The 17704-nt window shown below is 39.7% G+C and carries 19 protein-coding genes and 1 riboswitch; of the genes, 14 read left to right on the forward strand and 5 right to left on the reverse strand.

Translation table 11 applies throughout. The annotated features are described in order from the left end of the window. Position 1: 1 nt before the first annotated feature. Both AKK44_RS00415 and AKK44_RS00420 read right to left on the reverse strand, forming a co-directional pair. Positions 2 to 976, reverse strand: a complete 975-nt coding sequence (locus tag AKK44_RS00415; RefSeq protein ID WP_054278037.1) for a ribose-phosphate diphosphokinase — start codon at positions 974 to 976, stop codon at positions 2 to 4. Positions 977 to 1117: 141 nt separating this feature from the next. After that, a complete protein-coding gene (locus AKK44_RS00420; protein ID WP_054278038.1) occupies positions 1118 to 1687 on the reverse strand; it encodes a CYTH domain-containing protein in 570 nt (189 codons plus the stop codon). A 93-nt stretch (positions 1688 to 1780) separates the two neighbouring features. Between AKK44_RS00420 and AKK44_RS00425 the strand changes: the two genes are divergently transcribed. Genes AKK44_RS00425 through pta form a run of 4 tightly spaced genes read left to right on the forward strand, consistent with a single transcriptional unit; the run spans position 1781 to position 5156 of the window. Further along, the gene (locus AKK44_RS00425; protein ID WP_054278039.1) at positions 1781 to 2452 is read left to right on the forward strand and encodes a GTP pyrophosphokinase; all 672 of its coding nucleotides are present in this window, start codon (positions 1781 to 1783) and stop codon (positions 2450 to 2452) included. Beyond that, on the forward strand, positions 2427 to 3263 hold the full coding sequence (locus AKK44_RS00430; protein WP_037594155.1) for an NAD kinase: 837 nt from the start codon (positions 2427 to 2429) through the stop codon (positions 3261 to 3263). The genes AKK44_RS00425 and AKK44_RS00430 overlap by 26 nt, the downstream gene beginning before the upstream one ends. Continuing rightward, positions 3260 to 4156 carry an RluA family pseudouridine synthase gene (locus AKK44_RS00435; RefSeq protein ID WP_054278040.1) on the forward strand — a complete coding sequence of 299 codons (897 nt, stop codon included), beginning with the start codon at positions 3260 to 3262 and terminating at the stop codon, positions 4154 to 4156. The genes AKK44_RS00430 and AKK44_RS00435 overlap by 4 nt, the downstream gene beginning before the upstream one ends. A 10-nt stretch (positions 4157 to 4166) precedes the next feature. Continuing rightward, complete coding sequence (gene pta / locus AKK44_RS00440; protein WP_054278041.1) at positions 4167 to 5156, forward strand: phosphate acetyltransferase; 990 nt, start codon at positions 4167 to 4169, stop codon at positions 5154 to 5156. Between the two features lie 87 nt (positions 5157 to 5243). Here pta and AKK44_RS00445 read toward each other — a convergent pair whose 3' ends face one another. Then, complete coding sequence (locus AKK44_RS00445; RefSeq protein WP_054278042.1) at positions 5244 to 5927, reverse strand: hypothetical protein; 684 nt, start codon at positions 5925 to 5927, stop codon at positions 5244 to 5246. 220 nt (positions 5928 to 6147) lie between these two features. Between AKK44_RS00445 and AKK44_RS00450 the strand changes: the two genes are divergently transcribed. From AKK44_RS00450 to AKK44_RS00470, 5 genes are all read left to right on the forward strand, one after another. After that, positions 6148 to 6876, forward strand: a complete 729-nt coding sequence (locus tag AKK44_RS00450; protein WP_037594166.1) for an ABC transporter ATP-binding protein — start codon at positions 6148 to 6150, stop codon at positions 6874 to 6876. Beyond that, complete coding sequence (locus AKK44_RS00455) at positions 6869 to 8395, forward strand: ABC transporter permease/substrate-binding protein (RefSeq protein WP_054278043.1); 1527 nt, start codon at positions 6869 to 6871, stop codon at positions 8393 to 8395. The genes AKK44_RS00450 and AKK44_RS00455 overlap by 8 nt, the downstream gene beginning before the upstream one ends. Before the next feature lie 250 nt (positions 8396 to 8645). Next, a complete protein-coding gene (gene guaC / locus AKK44_RS00460) occupies positions 8646 to 9629 on the forward strand; it encodes a GMP reductase (RefSeq protein WP_054278044.1) in 984 nt (327 codons plus the stop codon). A gap of 55 nt (positions 9630 to 9684) precedes the next feature. Continuing rightward, a riboswitch (purine riboswitch) is annotated at positions 9685 to 9780 on the forward strand. 80 nt (positions 9781 to 9860) lie between these two features. Then, positions 9861 to 10442 carry a xanthine phosphoribosyltransferase gene (locus AKK44_RS00465; protein WP_054278045.1) on the forward strand — a complete coding sequence of 194 codons (582 nt, stop codon included), beginning with the start codon at positions 9861 to 9863 and terminating at the stop codon, positions 10440 to 10442. Beyond that, positions 10442 to 11719 (forward strand): nucleobase:cation symporter-2 family protein, encoded by a 1278-nt coding sequence (locus AKK44_RS00470; RefSeq protein WP_054278046.1) that lies wholly within the window; start codon positions 10442 to 10444, stop codon positions 11717 to 11719. Before AKK44_RS00465 ends, AKK44_RS00470 begins: the two co-directional genes overlap by 1 nt. A 145-nt stretch (positions 11720 to 11864) precedes the next feature. On the opposite strand, the gene AKK44_RS00475 is transcribed toward AKK44_RS00470, so the two are convergent. Continuing rightward, complete coding sequence (locus tag AKK44_RS00475) at positions 11865 to 12803, reverse strand: FAD:protein FMN transferase (protein ID WP_054278047.1); 939 nt, start codon at positions 12801 to 12803, stop codon at positions 11865 to 11867. Positions 12804 to 12854: 51 nt separating this feature from the next. Next, positions 12855 to 13037: a 4-oxalocrotonate tautomerase gene (locus AKK44_RS00480; RefSeq protein WP_037594181.1), complete on the reverse strand. Its 183-nt coding sequence runs from the start codon at positions 13035 to 13037 to the stop codon at positions 12855 to 12857. A 200-nt stretch (positions 13038 to 13237) separates the two neighbouring features. Here AKK44_RS00480 and AKK44_RS00485 point away from each other — a divergent pair, with 200 nt between their 5' ends. The 5 genes from AKK44_RS00485 (at position 13238) to glyA (ending at position 17702) form a co-directional block, all read left to right on the forward strand. Further along, the gene (locus AKK44_RS00485; protein ID WP_037594183.1) at positions 13238 to 13873 is read left to right on the forward strand and encodes a thymidine kinase; all 636 of its coding nucleotides are present in this window, start codon (positions 13238 to 13240) and stop codon (positions 13871 to 13873) included. Continuing rightward, the gene (gene prfA, locus AKK44_RS00490; protein WP_037594185.1) at positions 13860 to 14939 is read left to right on the forward strand and encodes a peptide chain release factor 1; all 1080 of its coding nucleotides are present in this window, start codon (positions 13860 to 13862) and stop codon (positions 14937 to 14939) included. The genes AKK44_RS00485 and prfA overlap by 14 nt, the downstream gene beginning before the upstream one ends. After that, entirely contained in the window at positions 14939 to 15778 is an 840-nt protein-coding gene (gene prmC / locus AKK44_RS00495; protein WP_054278048.1) for a peptide chain release factor N(5)-glutamine methyltransferase, read from the forward strand. The genes prfA and prmC overlap by 1 nt, the downstream gene beginning before the upstream one ends. Further along, positions 15759 to 16364, forward strand: coding sequence for an L-threonylcarbamoyladenylate synthase (locus AKK44_RS00500; RefSeq protein ID WP_054278049.1), 606 nt, complete (start codon positions 15759 to 15761; stop codon positions 16362 to 16364). Before prmC ends, AKK44_RS00500 begins: the two co-directional genes overlap by 20 nt. 78 nt (positions 16365 to 16442) lie before the next feature. Next, positions 16443 to 17702: a serine hydroxymethyltransferase gene (glyA, locus tag AKK44_RS00505; protein ID WP_054278050.1), complete on the forward strand. Its 1260-nt coding sequence runs from the start codon at positions 16443 to 16445 to the stop codon at positions 17700 to 17702. Positions 17703 to 17704 lie beyond the last annotated feature (2 nt).

Below are 17704 nucleotides of genomic sequence, written 5' to 3' on the forward strand. Positions count from 1 at the left end.
GTTAGTTATTGCCTTTAGGGGTGTATGAAAACAGAGGGCTTAATGGTTTTCTTTCGTGTATACGGATAATAGCTTCGGCGATTAGCTCGCTGGCACTAACGTACCTAACATTGGCAGGGACACGATTTTTAGTTTGAACAGAATCGGTCACGATAATTTCTTTGATAGGAGCTGTTTCTAAAACATCTGCAGCCCCTCCGGCAAAAAGCCCATGGCTTGCTACGGCATAGATTTCAGTTGCACCAGCACGTTCTAATATTTTAGCGGCTTCAGCGAATGTTTTTCCAGTATTTAAAATATCATCGATGAGAATAGCTTTCTTGCCAACAACATCACCAATCACATAGCCTTCTTCACGATCAGCATCATCCTGTGCATAATCGATAATGGCAATTGGTGAGTCTAAATACTCGGCTAAATGCCTAGCACGTTTAATGCCAGAATTTTTAGGGCTAACCACAACAGTGTCTGCTCCAGACAAACCAAGTGGGCAGTAGTTCTTTGCAAAAAGAGGGATTGTAAACAAGTTATCTACTGGAATATCAAAGAAACCTTGTACTTGAACAGCGTGTAAATCAAGCGTTACAACACGGTCAATGCCAGCTTTTGTTAGCATGTTTGCGACTAATTTAGCAGTGATTGGCTCACGTGGTTTCGCAACACGGTCTTGTCGAGAGTAGCCAAAGTAAGGCAGGACAATATTAACAGAGTTGGCACTTGCACGCTTACAAGCATCAATCATAATGAGTAGTTCCCAAAGGTTATCATTCACAGGAAAACTGGTAGATTGAATGATATAAATATCATCACCACGAACTGTTTCTTCAATGTTAATCATGATTTCACCGTCGGAGAATTGGCGAGATGACAGCTTCCCGAGAGGGATACCAGCAGCTTCGGAAATTTTTTCCGCAATTGGCAGATTTGAAGTAAGTGAGAACAGTTTGATTTGCTTGTCAGCATATCGTTCAGTCATGATAGTTTTAGCTCCTTATTATTAGGTTGAACAGAGAATAAATTTTGGAAAGAATGTTCCAGTCTATTCGGGGTTATGAATTGATATTCTTATTCTAACAAAAAAACAGAAAAAATGCATTCTGTTGTGTCTATGAGTGGGTTAGCTTTTTTTTAGCGTCTTGCTAAAACGAGCCACCTTACTTTTAGCATATTTAAAGGCGATATTATGCTGCGCTAAAAAGTGGTCAAAGTCAATCTTGCCCTGAACAGGGTCGGTCACTTCTAGCTCTAATTCATAATCTTTAATGCTTGCATATTGGTTGTAGTCGAGCGCTAGTTTGCCGATTGGTGTGTCGGTTTCGCGACGAATGGTTGTGAGATTTCCGAAAGTTTTCAGATGATTTAAGTTTATGCCAGTTTGTTTTATAATATCAAGAGCAGGCGAGTCAGGTAACTGACCGTATTTGATAATAGTTTTGGCTTGTTGTAGGTCAAGTGATACATTGTACTCACGGTTACCAACCTCTTCTGGAACTTTCAAAGTCAACTCTGCACTGTTTACAAAGGTGCGAACCCGAAGAGACATTTTATTCGCTTTAAGCTCAAAGTTTTCGGTATCGATGTAGTAATTAGTTTGTGTGACCGGAGTAACGTGTGATAATTGGGATAGGAGTCGACTGTATTCATCCTTGGTAAGTAGGGTCTTGTATTCAATTTCTAGGTCGGTCATATGGAATTCCTTTTAAAATCATTTTATGCTATAATAAATTGTTATTTCAATTTTATATTAATATCCTGGGTTTGACAAGAAAGGAGAAGTAATATGACTTTAGATTGGGAAGAGTTTTTGGATCCTTATATACAAACTGTAGGTGAATTAAAAATAAAGTTGCGGGGCATCCGCAAGCAATTTCGCAAGCAAAACCGATATTCTCCTATTGAGTTTGTGACAGGTAGAGTGAAATCGATTGAGAGCATCAAAGAAAAAATGGCTTTGCGAGGTGTTTTAGAAGAAAACATCGCACAAGACATTCAAGATATTGCAGGACTTAGGATTATGGTCCAGTTTGTAGATGATGTTGAAGACGTTTTGACCTTGTTGCGCCAGCGACAAGACATGACAATTGTCTATGAGAGAGACTATATCAGAAACATGAAATCAAGTGGCTATCGTTCTTACCATGTTGTGGTGGAGTATCCCGTTGACACGATTGAAGGTCAAAAAAAGGTACTAGCAGAGATTCAGATTAGAACCTTGGCGATGAATTTTTGGGCAACCATTGAGCATTCTTTAAACTATAAGTATGGCGGTGATTTCCCAGAAGAAATTAGAAAAAGGCTAGAGTCAACAGCCAAAATTGCGTTTGACCTTGATGAGGAAATGCGTAAAATTAGAGAAGACATTCGAGAGGCTCAATTATTATTTGATCCCATAAATCGTAATTTAAGTGATGGTGTAGGAAACAGTGATGACACAGATGAATTATACAGATAAGGCAAAGCGAGTAGCTATTATTACCAATGGTAAATATCAGAGCAAAAGGGTTGCCTCTAAGCTTTTTGCCGTATTTAAGGATGATCCTGATTTCTACCTTTCAAAGAAAAATCCAGATATTGTTATTTCAATAGGAGGCGATGGCATGCTTTTGTCAGCCTTTCACATGTATGAAAAAGAATTAGATAAGGTCCGTTTTGTTGGTATTCATACGGGCCATCTTGGTTTTTACACGGATTATCGAGATTTTGAGGTTGATAAATTAATCGATAATTTGAGAAATGACCGAGGAGAGCAAATTTCTTATCCAATTTTAAAAGTTGAAATTACACTAGATAGTGGCAGAGTAATCAAAGCTAAAGCATTAAATGAAGCTACTGTTAAGCGTATTGAGAAAACAATGGTCGCAGATGTTATTATTAATCGTGTGAAGTTTGAAAGTTTTCGAGGTGATGGCATCTCAGTTTCAACTCCGACAGGCAGCACTGCCTATAATAAGTCTTTAGGGGGCGCTGTTTTACATCCCACTATAGAAGCGCTTCAGCTAACAGAGATTTCAAGTTTAAACAACCGTGTGTTTCGCACGCTTGGCTCATCAGTGATTATCCCTAAAAAAGATAAGATTGAACTAGTGCCAAAGAGACTGGGCATTTATACCATTTCTATTGACAACAAAACGTATAACCTTAAAAATGTGGTCAAAGTGGAGTATTTCATCGATGATGAAAAGATTCATTTTGTGTCCTCGCCAAGCCACACGAGTTTTTGGGAGAGGGTTAAAGATGCCTTTATTGGAGAAATAGAATCATGAGATTTCAATTTACAGCAGACCGTAGAACGAAGGTCAAAACCTTATTAAAAGGACACGATGTCTCAAAAGGTTTACTTGCTAAAATCAAGTATAAAGGCGGCAATATATTAGTAAATGGCATTGAACAAAATGCCATTTATTTATTAGACGTTGGTGATGTGGTGACGATAGACATTCCTAATGAAGAGCCTTTTGAAAAGTTAGAGGCTATCAGCCATGACCTTGATATTGTATACGAAGACGACCATTTTTTACTACTCAATAAACCTGTAGGATATGCTAGCATTCCGAGTGCCATCCATTCCAACACTATTGCCAATTTTATCAAGGCTTATTATGTTAATAAAAATTATCCTGATCAACAGGTTCACATCGTCACACGGTTAGATCGTGATACCAGTGGACTGATGCTATTTGCCAAGCACGGCTATGCTCATGCTCGTTTAGATAAGCAACTTCAACAAAAAGCTATTGAAAAACGATATTACGCGCTAGTCGCAGGATCAGGTAACTTACCTGACGAAGGCGAGATTATCGCTCCGATAGGAAGATCCGCAGACAGTATTATCACAAGGACTGTTGACCCCATGGGGAAATATGCCAGAACCAGCTATAAGGTTGTTGGCCGCTATGCTGAAAACGTCCACTTGGTAGATATTCGCTTACACACAGGACGGACCCATCAAATTAGAGTGCACTTTTCTCATATAGGATTCCCACTGCTGGGAGACGATTTATATGGTGGGCGTATGGATCTTGGAATTACCCGTCAGGCGTTGCATTGCCATTATATTAGCTTCAAACACCCATTTACAGAACGTCAAAGTCATCACACAATAAACTTGACAGATGACTTTGATAGCGTTATCATAGATTTAGAGAAAAATAGATAGAGGTTAAATAATGGGTATTCGTAACTTATTCGGTAGCTTAAGAGAAAAAGTTGTTGGCAAAAACATGAAGATTGTTTTTCCAGAAGGAAACGATGAGCGTGTGGTTCGTGCCGCAGCGCGTTTGAAATTTGAAGGACTTGTTGAGCCGATCATCTTAGGACAAGCAGAAAGCATTCGCAGCCTTCTGACAAAACTTGGGTTTGCTGATCAAGACTATAAAATCATCAATCCAAATGATTACGCAGAATTCGAAGCAATGAAAGAAATGTTCGTTGAAATTCGTAAAGGCAAATCAACTCTTGAAGATGCGGATAAAATCCTTAGAGATGTCAACTATTTTGGTGTTATGTTGGTCAAAATGGGATTGGCTGACGGTATGGTTTCAGGAGCAATTCACTCAACAGCTGATACTGTTCGTCCTGCTTTGCAAATCATTAAAACCAAACCAGGTATTTCAAGAACTTCAGGTGTTTTCTTGATGAACCGTGAAAACACGAGTGAACGCTATGTTTTTGCCGACTGTGCAATCAACATTGACCCTAACGCTCAAGAGTTAGCAGAAATTGCGGTCAATACTGCAGAAACAGCTAAAATCTTTGATATCGATCCTAGAATTGCAATGTTAAGCTTTTCAACAAAAGGTTCAGGAAAAGCACCTCAAGTTGACAAAGTTGCCGAAGCAACTCAAATTGCGAAAACTCTTAACCCTGAGCTGAATTTAGATGGCGAGTTACAGTTTGATGCAGCCTTTGTACCAGAAACAGCAGCTATTAAAGCACCAGATTCAAGTGTTGCAGGTAAAGCTAACACATTTGTTTTCCCTGACTTGCAATCTGGAAATATTGGATATAAGATTGCTCAACGTCTAGGAATGTTTGATGCCATTGGACCAATCCTTCAGGGCTTGAATAAACCAGTTAACGACTTGTCTCGTGGTTCAAGTGCAGAAGATATCTACAAACTAGCAATCATTACAGCAGCGCAAGCGTTAGAAAACTAATTGTGACAGGAGTCTAGCCATTTTAGACCGAGCCTCGTGATTAGTGCGCAAAAAAAGCAAGTTAGGGCATGCCCTAGCTTGCTTTTTTTAATCGTCATTACTAATAGATGGTCCTGAGGTGACATCAGACCAGCCCACAATAGCTTGTCCAGTTTCTTCTAGATAATGCTTTAGGAGGGGTTTGAAGTCTAAGGTTTGGTCATAAACCCCTAAGAATTGATCAGAAGGCCCGTGTAGCGCTTGATAATGCTGTACATAAATGTGGTCTAAGGACCCAGACGGTAAAAAGAATACTCGGCTACCATGAGGGGTTTCTTTTAAGTCTTGGATGACCCAGTCTTCGATTTTAGACGTGTCTTCTGAGAAAAAAGTACCATCAAACTGGTTGTTGGTCCAAAGGATTTCACCGCTAGAATCAGCTAACCGAACTTGTAAGGGGAGGTAGCGGAGAAAATTAGTCTCTAGCGATTGGTAAAAAACAGTCAGGTATTTGGTCAGTTTTAACAGTCTATGACTGTCTATCATTAATGGGCCACTAGTGTCAAAACCTTTTGTCTGCCCAGTCTCACTAAAATACAATATTGGGAGTTGGATTGAAAGACTTTCAAAAGAAAATATGGCATCAGCCTGTTCAAGTGCATGACTTTCTAGTTGGTCACTTATTTCTATATGAAATAGGTTATCAAAATGATGAGATAAACTGTTAAAAAAAGTTTGTTGATGGGCATTGCCTGACTCAATCAGTGCTAAAATATAAAGCGATTTTTTCATAAGTCTATCATACTTATCTTTTTTAGGTTTGGCAATGATTATGATTGTCCTACCAATCTAGCGTCAAACCGAATCGACGCTAGCTAAAACAGCCAAGGTGTTTGACTTATGGTTATAAACTTTCTATAATAAAACAAACGATATTTCAGATGTTATTGTGCTAAAAGCTGGTTCATTCTACTACTCAGTTGCATCTTCACACCAAACTATTGGAGAAACTATGATACAGTTTAATAACGTTTCTAAAACATTTGGACAAACCAAAGTGCTTCAGGAACAAACCTTTCAAATTAGAGAGCGCGAGTTTTTTGTCCTCGTTGGGCCAAGCGGTTCAGGCAAAACAACTCTACTCAAGATGATTAATTGCCTCATTAAGCCAAGTTCTGGCGAGATTTTACTTAATAATGAGCCACAGAGTCAATTACCTCTGCGAAAAATGCGATTATCAATTGGTTACGTGCTTCAACAAATTGCTCTTTTTCCTAATCTGACTGTGGCAGAAAATATAGCGATTATTCCAGAGATGAAAAACTGGTCAAAATCAGACATTCTGAAGAAAACCAAGGAGCTTCTAGATAAAGTTGGTTTGCCTTCACAAGACTATCTCAACCGCTATCCAAGTGACTTGTCAGGTGGGGAGCAACAGCGAGTGGGAATTGTCAGAGCCATTATTTCTCATCCAAAGATTTTATTAATGGATGAGCCTTTTTCAGCCTTAGATCCGATTTCACGCAAGCAATTACAAGACTTGATGTTATGCTTGCATCAAGAATTTGACATGACCATTGTTTTTGTCACGCATGATATTGACGAAGCTATAAAACTTGGGGACCGTGTGGCGGTGTTGAATGAGGGTCAAATTGTCCAGTTAGATCAGCCTGAAACTATTATGGCACATCCTGCTAATGATTTTGTAGCTAGCTTGTTTGGAGGTGCCAATCATGCCTAGTATATTTACAACCTTTCAAGAACGGTTTAGCGAGTGGCTTAGAGCTCTTGGAGAGCATTTGCAAATTTCCTTGCTTTCTTTGCTGATTGCCTTGTTTATCGGTATTACGTTGGCTATTTTATTGAGTAAAAGCAAACGATGGTCAGATATTGTTTTGCAACTCACAGGCGTTTTTCAGACCATTCCCTCATTAGCCTTACTAGGATTGTTCATTCCACTGATGGGAATCGGGACCATACCTGCTGTAACAGCTCTCGTCATTTATGCGATTTTTCCAATTTTACAAAACACCATTACTGGTTTAAATGGAATAGACTCTAGTTTAGTTGAAGCAGGGATAGCTTTTGGCATGAACAAGTGGGAACGGCTAAAAACCTTTGAAATACCAATTGCCATGCCTGTTATCATGTCTGGAGTAAGGACATCTGCAGTCATGATTATTGGGACGGCCACCTTGGCATCTCTAATTGGAGCTGGTGGTTTGGGCTCATTTATTTTATTAGGCATTGATCGCAATAATGCGGATTTAATCTTAATAGGAGCGATTTCATCAGCCTTACTGGCCATTTTTTTCAACAGTCTCCTACATTATTTGGAAAAAGCGTCTTTAAAACGCATTGTTGCTTCTTTTTGTTTGATTTTACTGGGGCTACTAGCTTCTTATTTCCCTGTTATCCATAAGCAAATGATGGCTAAAACAGACACTATTGTGATTGCAGGAAAATTGGGAGCAGAGCCTGATATTTTGATTAATCTGTATAAGGAATTAATTGAAGAAAAATCGGACATACAAGTGACCTTAAAATCCAATTTCGGAAAAACCAGTTTTTTATACGAAGCTCTAAAGTCAGGCGATATTGATTTATACCCTGAATTTACAGGAACTATCGTATCAAGCTTACTAAAAGATAAACCAGGTTTGTCAAAGGGCGCTGAGAAAGTTTATCAAGACGCTAAAAAAGGTGTTGCACAACAAGATCAGTTGGTGTTATTAAAACCTTTTGGGTATCAAAACACTTATGCTGTTGCCATGCCTAAACAATTAGCTAGCGATTATGGCATCGTGACAATTTCTGATTTAAAATCTCATAGTAATAAACTTAAAGCTGGCTTTACCCTTGAATTTAAGGACCGCAAAGATGGTTACAGGGGCATGAAAGAAGCTTATGGGTTAGACTTATCAGTTGTTACCATGGAGCCTGCTCTTCGCTACCAAGCCATACAGTCTGGTGACATTCAAATCATGGATGCCTACTCTACAGATGCAGAGCTCAAAAAATATGACTTGCAAGTTTTAGAGGATGATCAACAACTCTTTCCGCCCTATCAAGGTGCTCCATTAATGAGAGAGACGTTAATCAAAAAACATCCTGAGTTAAAGGCGATTTTAAACCAATTGGCAGGTAAAATCACAGAACAAGAGATGCAAGACATGAATTATAGAGTCTCTGTTAAGGGAGAATCTGCTAAAAATGTGGCGCGTGAATATTTGCAAAAGGAAAAGCTGATTTCCGATTAAAAGGAAATTGGTGGCAATGTTTTCATATGATGCGTTAAACCTCCCCCTGATTCAGGGTGAGGTTTTTTGCATAAAAAACGAACATTTTTTTGAATTTTAAATCATTTTTTGACAATATGTAAACAAAATCATAAAATTAAAATGGAAAGATAAGTTTTATCTAGCGATGCCTCTTTTATTAGAGGTTATAGGAAGGTCATTACAGATACAGTCGTTTAAAGTATTGCAGACGACGAAAAAGAGAACAGAAATGTTTAATGACATGCCCGTATTTGATTATGAGGATATTCAGTTAATTCCAAACAAGTGCATTATCACCAGTCGGTCGCAAGCAGATACGACAGTGACCTTAGGAGGGCACACCTTTAAATTACCGGTAATTCCTGCAAATATGCAAACTATTATTGATGAGGCTCTTGCAGAGCAACTGGCAAAATCGGGATATTTTTACATCATGCACCGCTTTGATGAAGCGAGTCGCAAACCGTTTATTAAACGGATGCACGCGCAGGGGTTGATTGCTTCTATTTCAGTAGGGGTTAAACGAGCAGAATATGATTTTGTATCATCGTTAGCAGATGATGCGCCAGAGTTTATCACCATCGATATTGCTCACGGTCATGCGACAAGTGTTATCGAGATGATTCAGCACATCAAAGCAGTTTTGCCTGATACCTTTGTAATTGCAGGAAATGTAGGCACTCCCGAAGCCGTACGTGAGTTGGAAAATGCAGGTGCAGATGCTACCAAGGTTGGCATTGGGCCAGGAAAGGTTTGCATCACTAAGGTTAAAACAGGTTTTGGGACAGGCGGTTGGCAGCTAGCAGCCCTACGCTGGTGCGCCAAAGCGGCTCGTAAACCAATCATCGCCGATGGTGGGATTCGAACTCATGGGGATATTGCCAAATCTATTCGCTTTGGAGCTAGTATGGTCATGATTGGCTCGCTCTTTGCTGGGCACATAGAGAGTCCTGGAAAACTGGTTGAAAGTGATGGCCAGTCCTTTAAAGAATACTATGGCTCAGCTTCTGAGTATCAAAAAGGGGAGCATAAAAATGTCGAGGGTAAAAAGATTTTGCTCCCAGTTAAGGGGCATTTGGCAGACACCCTACAAGAAATGCAACAAGACCTGCAGTCTGCTATCTCTTACGCAGGGGGCAAAGAACTAGAGAGTCTGCGCCATGTTAACTATGTGGTAGTGAAAAACTCTATTTGGAATGGTGATACGATTTAAGATTTCCTATTGAAAAAAATCATAATCGTGATACAATATTAACATTGTTATCACAATAAATTGAATAACGACTACTTATTTATGCTGTGAATTGGCGCAGCGTCTCTACAAGACACCTTAATGTCTAACAATAAGTAAGCTTTTAAGCTTGCTTGGTATTAACCTTGCAAAGCAGATATCTTTGGATATCGCTTTGCGGCAAGCTTTTTTCTATTTTATCAAAGGAGACTTATGAAATTACTTGAAGAACGCATCTTAACTGATGGCAATATTTTAGGAGACAACATCTTGAAGGTAGATAATTTTTTAACTCACCAGGTTGATTACCGACTGATGAAAGAAATCGGCAACGTTTTTGCTGAGCGTTATGCTGATGCTGGTATTACCAAGGTAGTGACGATTGAGGCTTCAGGAATTGCACCTGCAGTTTATACAGCAGAAGCTTTAGAAGTGCCGATGATTTTTGCTAAAAAACACAAAAACATCACCATGACTGAAGGTATCTTGACAGCAGAAGTGTACTCTTTTACGAAACAAGTGACCAGCACCGTTTCTATTGCAGGTAAGTTTTTATCACAAGAAGACAGGGTCTTAATTGTTGATGATTTCCTGGCCAATGGTCAGGCAGCAAAAGGGTTGATAGAGATTATTCATCAAGCGGGTGCCCAAGTAGTTGGAGTGGGTATTGTCATTGAAAAATCATTCCAAGATGGTCGTCAATTGCTCGAAGATATGGGAGTTGAGGTCACATCATTAGCGCGCATCAAGTCATTTGAACAAGGAACATTAAAGTTCATGGAAGCTGATGCCTAATGACACATTCCATTAAACAAGATCATTCACATTCACAGTCAGCAGTTCTTGGTTTGCAACATGTGTTGTCTATGTATGCAGGATCCATACTTGTGCCAATCATGATTGCAGGGGCTTTGGGTTACTCAGCAAAAGAGCTAACCTATCTGATTTCAACTGATATTTTCATGTGTGGGATTGCGACCTTGCTACAACTCAAACTCACAAAACACACTGGTGTAGGATTGCCTGTTGTATTAGGATGTGCTTTCCAGTCTGTGGCTCCATTATCAATTATTGGAGCCCAACAGGGCTCTGGTGCCATGTTTGGTGCCTTAATTGCCTCAGGGATTTACGTTATCCTTGTAGCTGGTATTTTCTCAAAAATTGCTCGCTTTTTCCCTCCTATTGTCACAGGATCAGTTATTACTGTAATTGGACTAAGCTTGGTAGGCGTAGCGATGGGCAATATGGGAGATAATGCCGAATCACCAAGTGCTCAAAGCATGGTACTGTCCTTGCTTACCATCTTAGTGATTTTATTGGTTCAAAAGTTTACCAAAGGGTTTGTCAAATCCATTTCTATCCTCATTGGACTAGTTGTAGGAACTGTTATTGCTGCCTTTATGGGATTGGTTGACACCACACCAGTTATTCAAGCGACTTGGATTCATATTCCAACACCATTTTATTTTGGCATGCCAACGTTTGAAATCACTTCGATTGTGATGATGTGTATTATTGCGACAGTTTCCATGGTTGAGTCAACCGGTGTTTATTTGGCACTTTCTGATTTGACACAAGACCCATTAAATGAAACACGTTTACGCAACGGGTATCGCTCTGAGGGGATTGCCGTATTACTCGGTGGCTTATTTAACACTTTTCCATATACCGGATTTTCACAAAATGTTGGCCTGGTGCAGATTTCTGGGATTAAAACGCGTCGTCCCATCTACTATGCAGCAGCTATCTTAGTGGTTATTGGATTATTGCCAAAATTTGGTGCCATGGCTCAAATGATTCCGAGTCCTGTTCTTGGTGGTGCTATGTTGGTATTGTTTGGAATGGTAGCCCTACAAGGGATGCAAATGCTCAATCGCGTTGATTTTCAACATAACGAACACAATTTTATTATTGCTGCGGTTTCCATTTCTGCAGGATTAGGGTTTAACGGCACGAATCTCTTTGCAAGTTTGCCAGCAACAGCTCAAATGTTTCTAACAAATGGTATTGTGATAGCGACATTGACCTCTGTCACCTTAAACCTTATCCTAAATGGCAAAGACAAGTCCTAATCTCATTCATAAGTCAATAGATTGACTCAAAAAGTTGTACGAAAAATGACCTAGCTTTATACAGAGCTAGGTCATTTTTGTTTGTAAAAAAAACAGGTGTTGTCACAAAGCATATCATATTTTTTGTGAATAGAAATTGTTAGGTTTAGCTGTAAAGCAGTCGGAATTGTTTTTGTAGGCCATCAGAAACCAGTATTTGATGATTTCTAGTGATGATAATGCCACCTAAGTCATCACGATTATTTAAAAAGGACAAAACAAGTCTGGTATCGAGACCAAATAAACGTGTTGCCCAAGTATCGCTTTCGGTAGCTGATGGCGCAACAATTGTCAAACTTGCCATATCTGTTTTGATGGGATAGCCTGTATGAGGGTCTAACAGGTGATGATAATTCTTGCCTTGAACGTGAAAATGCCTCTCGTAGATGCCAGAAGTTACAACTGATTGATTGTTTGTTTTAAGAATACCAAGGTGTTTGCCTCTTTCGGCATTCGGTTTTTGGATGCCGATATAAAAAAGACCGTCCGTTCTTTTAGGATTTAGCCCATGAGTGAGAACATTTCCCCCTAAATTAATCATGGCAGCATCAATACCATCCTCAATAAGGTAAGTCATGACTTGATCTGCAATATACCCCTTAGCTAAGGCCCCCAAATCAAGAGCCATTCCCTTTTGTCTCAGATAGACACTTTGTTGCTTTTTATTCAACAAAATTTGGCTAGGATCAGTCAATGCCAATTGTTTCGAGATGACATCTTGACTAGGGACCTTAGCATCTGAGAAACCAATCCGCCAAGTTTGAACCAGTGGACCAATAGCGATGTTTAGATTACTAAAGTCTGCTAGACTGTGCTTTTTCCCAAGGCTGATTAGGACAAATAAATCAGGGTGTACGGTGATTGGCTTAATGCCCGCTGCCTGATTGATTGCCATTAACTCCGAGGTAGCATCGTTAGCAGAAAATCGATTTTTATAGAGCGTTAACAAGTCCCGGACCTTGATTAATTGCTGCGGAGCTCTTTGGGACATTATCTGAATATCAATAACAGTTCCCATTAATTTTATTTGATCAGTGACAAACATATTTCCTCCAAAGAGACATAAAAAACCCACCAAAATAGTGGGAAAAGATAATTATTTGGTTTTCATCTCACCATGTGGGAAATAAGTCCCTTCTGGAAGGTCATTGATGAAAACGTGAATGTTTTCTTTAGGTGCTTTAGCAATGCGAGAAACCACTTCAGTGACTTCGCGAGCAAGTTCTACTTTTTGCTCTTGGCTACGTCCTTCAAACAAATCGATTTTAATAAACGGCATGTGCATTCTCCTTTTTTTGATAATTCTATTTTATCATGTTCATCCTGAAATGACTATGAGGAAACCCGTTTTCCCAAAATGACAGCAGTTATGTCAAAAAACTTGAAAATGATATGCTATATTTTCAAGTGCAGTAATCGCCAAATAATGACAAATATGATAGAATGGATAGGATAAAACTAGAAGGTAGGTTCTCCATTTTGGCTCAACTCTATTATAAATATGGGACAATGAATTCAGGCAAAACCATTGAAATATTGAAGGTAGCTTATAACTACGAGGAACAAGGAAAGCCAGTCGTTATTATGACTAGTGCGCTTGACACTCGAGATGGTTTTGGTGTGGTTTCGAGCCGAATTGGTATGCGTCGTGAGGCTGTCCCAGTCACACACGATATGGATATTTTTGATTATGTAGCTCAGATAAATCCATTGCCTTATTGTGTTTTGATTGATGAAAGCCAGTTTTTAAGTAAGCAAAACGTTTATGAATTGGCACGTGTTGTAGACGAGTTAGAGGTGCCAGTAATGGCTTTTGGCTTGAAAAATGATTTTCAAAACGAACTATTTGAGGGCTCTAAGTATTTGTTGCTCTTAGCTGATAAAATCGAAGAAATAAAGACCATCTGTCAGTATTGTAGCAAAAAAGCTACAATGGTTTTAAGAACAGATAATGGAAAACCTGTCTATGAGGGTGCACAAATTCAAATTGGTGGTAACGAGACCTATATTTCAGTTTGTCGCAAGCACTATTTCCATCCACCTGCATTAACTAGCATGCAAGGAACATCATTAAAAATAGAAGAGGAGAAGCACACTAATAATGAGTATTTATGATCAATTACAATCTGTTGAGGATCGCTATGAGGAGTTAGGGGAACTGCTTAGTGACCCAGCAGTTGTTTCAGATACCAAGCGCTTTATGACCCTGTCAAAAGAAGAAGCAAGCACACGCGAAACAGTGGCTGCTTATCGTAAATACAAGGACATTATCCAATCTATTTCAGATGCTGAGGAGATGATTAAAGAGTCTGGCGGCGATCCTGAAATTGAAGAGATGGCTAAAGAAGAACTCAAAGAGTCAAAAGCAGCTAAAGAAGAGTACGAAGACAAATTAAAAATTCTATTATTGCCAAAAGATCCCAACGATGACAAAAATATTATCTTGGAAATTCGTGGGGCAGCAGGTGGTGATGAGGCTGCACTTTTTGCAGGAGATTTATTGGGCATGTACCAAAAATTTGCAGAGAGCCAAGGCTGGCGCTTTGAAGTCATGGAAGCTTCGTATAATGGCGTTGGCGGCATCAAAGAAGTGGTGGCAATGGTTTCAGGACAAGCCGTTTATTCAAAATTGAAGTATGAATCAGGAGCGCACCGGGTTCAGCGTGTTCCTGTCACAGAAAGCCAAGGGCGAGTTCACACCTCTACGGCGACAGTTTTGATCATGCCAGAAGTCGAGGATGTTGAATACGATATTGATCCTAAAGACTTGCGCATTGATATCTACCACGCGTCAGGTGCCGGCGGACAAAACGTCAATAAGGTTGCAACAGCTGTTCGTATCGTTCATATTCCAACCAATATAAAAGTTGAAATGCAAGAAGAACGGACTCAGCAAAAAAATAGAGATAAGGCTATGAAAATCATCCGAGCGCGCGTGGCTGACCACTTTGCACAAATCGCCCAAGACGAACAAGATGCTGAGCGTAAATCCACCATCGGTACAGGTGACCGTTCTGAGCGAATTCGCACCTATAATTTTCCACAAAACCGTGTCACCGATCACCGTATCGGTCTAACCCTGCAAAAATTAGACACGATTTTATCAGGTAAGATGGATGAAATTGTCGATGCTCTTATCATGTATGACCAAACACAAAAATTAGAATCACTAAATAACTAATGAATTACGCCAAACAAATCCGTTTCTACGAAGACAAATTGGAACAACTAGGTGAGGACAAAGAAAACCTCGCCTATGTTTTTAAAGAACTCAAACAGTGGACTAGTCTGGATTTCCTTTTGCACCAAAATCAACCCGTGACAGCTGAAGATCTTGAAAAGCTAGAACAAATATTTTCAGCTCTAAGTCAGCACAAGTCACCGCAGTATATTACAGGCAGAGCTTATTTTAGAGACCTGATACTAGCCGTTGATGACCGTGTGTTGATTCCTAGACCAGAGACAGAAGAGCTCGTGGAGCATATTTTAGCAGAAAATAAATCACGTTTTGTCAGAGTGTTAGATATTGGTACAGGGAGCGGTGCGATTGCCATTGCACTCAAAAAAGAAAGACCTGATTGGAAGGTTACGGCTTCTGATATTTCTACAGATGCGCTAGCAGTTGCTCGGAAAAATGCGGTAGCTCAACAAGTTGATGTGACCTTTATCCAATCGGATGTCTTTGAACACATTTCAGGACAGTTTGATATAATCGTCTCTAATCCCCCCTATATTGCTCACCAAGATCAAAAAGAAGTGGGATTGAATGTTTATCATTCAGAGCCACATTTGGCATTATTTGCAGATGAGAACGGCTTAGCCATTTATCGTCAGATTATCGAAACAGCCCATTCTTATCTCGCACCAAATGGAAAACTGTATTTTGAGATTGGTTACAAGCAAGGACTTGACATTAAGCATCTTATTAATCAATCATTCCCGCAAAAAAGGGTTCGTATTTTGACAGATTTTTTTGGTAAAGAAAGGATGGTGGTCGCAGATGATCCAAGAACTGATTGAAACCATTAAATCAGGAGGTTCAGTTGTGTTGCCAACAGAGACCGTCTATGGTTTATTTGCACAAGCTCTCAATGAAAAAGCCGTTGATCATGTTTACCAACTCAAACAAAGGTCACGCGTCAAGGCTATGAATTTAAATGTAGCAGATTTTGACAGCATTTTGACCTTTTCAAAAGACCAACCGGCATATCTAAAAAAACTTTATGATGCGTTTTTACCAGGACCCCTAACCATTATTTTAAAAGCAAATGACAAGGTGCCTGAGTGGATTAATTCAGGCATGTCAACAGTTGGGTTTCGCTTGCCCAACCATCCAGCCACTGTAAATATTATTAAGCAGACAGGACCATTGATTGGCCCTTCGGCAAATATTTCAGGAAAGGATAGTGGAAAACAGCTAAAAGACATTTTGGTCGATTTTCATCATCAAGTTATTGGCTATGAGGATGACCAGTTCCTTTTGGGACAAGATTCAACTATTTTAGACCTATCAGGAGATGTGGCTAAAATTTTAAGGCAAGGCAGCTTGACCAAAGACGATTTACTGGCAAAAGTGCCAGAGATACCATTTGCTGATAATAGCTGATTCAGTTGATAGGCAACGAATTATCAGGCAATATAGCAGGGACCAGGTTCCATTCCCCGAGGGAAAAAGGAGAAAATAATGACTTTTAACAATGAAAACTATAAACAATACGACAAAGAACTCTGGGATGCTATTTATGCTGAAGAAGAAAGACAAGAGCACACCATAGAGCTCATTGCTTCTGAAAATATTGTGTCACAAGCTGTTATGCAAGCACAAGGCTCTGTATTAACCAATAAATATGCAGAAGGTTACCCTGGAAAACGCTACTACGGTGGTACAGAATGCGTTGATATTATTGAAAATCTAGCTATTGACCGTGCTAAGGAACTATTTGGCGCTAAATATGCTAACGTACAAGCCCACTCAGGAAGTCAAGCAAACGCGGCGGCTTATTGGGCTTTGATTGAGCCTGGAGATACTGTTTTAGGCATGGATTTGGCTGCAGGGGGGCACCTAACCCACGGATCTTCAGTCAATTTTTCTGGGAAAACCTACAATTTTGTGGCTTATTCAGTCGATAAAGACACTGAAATGTTAGATTACGACGCTATCCTAGAGCAAGCTAAAATGGTCCAACCTAAGCTAATTGTGGCAGGAGCTTCAGCTTATTCGCGCACCATCGATTTTAAACGGTTCCGTGAGATTGCAGACCAAGTTGGGGCATACTTGATGGTAGACATGGCACACATTGCAGGTCTTGTAGCCGCTGGGCTACATCCAAATCCTATCCCTTATGCAGATGTTACCACGTCAACGACCCATAAAACCCTTCGTGGACCACGTGGTGGCTTGATTTTAACAAATGATGAAGCTCTTGCTAAAAAAATCAATTCTGCTGTTTTTCCAGGACTACAAGGTGGTCCTTTGGAGCATGTGATTGCGGCAAAAGCCATTTCATTCAAAGAAGCTCTAGACCCAGCCTTCAAAACGTATGTAAACAAGGTCTTGGAAAATACAGCAGCAATGGCAGAGGTTTTTGCGAAAGATAGCCGTTTTCGCTTAATTTCAGGCGGGACAGATAATCATGTGTTTCTGGTGGATGTTACTGGAGTGATTGAAAGCGGTAAGTCAGCTCAACAGTTACTTGATGATGTCAATATCACTTTAAACAAAAATTCTATCCCTTTTGAAACCCTGTCTCCTTTTAAAACATCTGGCATTCGTATTGGTTGCGCAGCAATTACGAGCCGTGGCATGGGTGTTGAACAAAGTAAAGCTATTGCTCATTTGATCATAAAAGCTTTGGTGCACCATGATGATCATCTTATCCTTGAGAGCATTCGTCAAGATGTTCGTGCCATCACGGACGCCTTTCCTTTATATCAAAAGAAATAACT

It is taken from the genome of Streptococcus phocae (assembly GCF_001302265.1).
Taxonomy (GTDB): Bacteria; Bacillota; Bacilli; order Lactobacillales; family Streptococcaceae; genus Streptococcus; species Streptococcus phocae.

Excerpts from the sequence above, each read along its gene's own strand:
- AKK44_RS00445 (WP_054278042.1), bottom strand. The coding sequence starts at position 5,927 with ATGAAAAAATCGCTTTATATTTTAGCACTGATTGAGTCAGGCAATGCC.
- AKK44_RS00450 (WP_037594166.1), top strand. The coding sequence starts at position 6,148 with ATGATACAGTTTAATAACGTTTCTAAAACATTTGGACAAACCAAAGTG.
- AKK44_RS00430 (WP_037594155.1), top strand. The coding sequence starts at position 2,427 with ATGACACAGATGAATTATACAGATAAGGCAAAGCGAGTAGCTATTATT.
- pta (WP_054278041.1), top strand. The coding sequence starts at position 4,167 with ATGGGTATTCGTAACTTATTCGGTAGCTTAAGAGAAAAAGTTGTTGGC.
- prfA (WP_037594185.1), top strand. The coding sequence starts at position 13,860 with ATGAGTATTTATGATCAATTACAATCTGTTGAGGATCGCTATGAGGAG.
- AKK44_RS00500 (WP_054278049.1), top strand. The coding sequence starts at position 15,759 with ATGATCCAAGAACTGATTGAAACCATTAAATCAGGAGGTTCAGTTGTG.
- AKK44_RS00415 (WP_054278037.1), bottom strand. The coding sequence starts at position 976 with ATGACTGAACGATATGCTGACAAGCAAATCAAACTGTTCTCACTTACT.
- AKK44_RS00435 (WP_054278040.1), top strand. The coding sequence starts at position 3,260 with ATGAGATTTCAATTTACAGCAGACCGTAGAACGAAGGTCAAAACCTTA.
- prmC (WP_054278048.1), top strand. The coding sequence starts at position 14,939 with ATGAATTACGCCAAACAAATCCGTTTCTACGAAGACAAATTGGAACAA.
- glyA (WP_054278050.1), top strand. The coding sequence starts at position 16,443 with ATGACTTTTAACAATGAAAACTATAAACAATACGACAAAGAACTCTGG.
- AKK44_RS00470 (WP_054278046.1), top strand. The coding sequence starts at position 10,442 with ATGACACATTCCATTAAACAAGATCATTCACATTCACAGTCAGCAGTT.
- AKK44_RS00455 (WP_054278043.1), top strand. The coding sequence starts at position 6,869 with ATGCCTAGTATATTTACAACCTTTCAAGAACGGTTTAGCGAGTGGCTT.
- AKK44_RS00475 (WP_054278047.1), bottom strand. The coding sequence starts at position 12,803 with ATGTTTGTCACTGATCAAATAAAATTAATGGGAACTGTTATTGATATT.
- AKK44_RS00465 (WP_054278045.1), top strand. The coding sequence starts at position 9,861 with ATGAAATTACTTGAAGAACGCATCTTAACTGATGGCAATATTTTAGGA.
- AKK44_RS00425 (WP_054278039.1), top strand. The coding sequence starts at position 1,781 with ATGACTTTAGATTGGGAAGAGTTTTTGGATCCTTATATACAAACTGTA.
- AKK44_RS00420 (WP_054278038.1), bottom strand. The coding sequence starts at position 1,687 with ATGACCGACCTAGAAATTGAATACAAGACCCTACTTACCAAGGATGAA.
- AKK44_RS00480 (WP_037594181.1), bottom strand. The coding sequence starts at position 13,037 with ATGCCGTTTATTAAAATCGATTTGTTTGAAGGACGTAGCCAAGAGCAA.
- guaC (WP_054278044.1), top strand. The coding sequence starts at position 8,646 with ATGTTTAATGACATGCCCGTATTTGATTATGAGGATATTCAGTTAATT.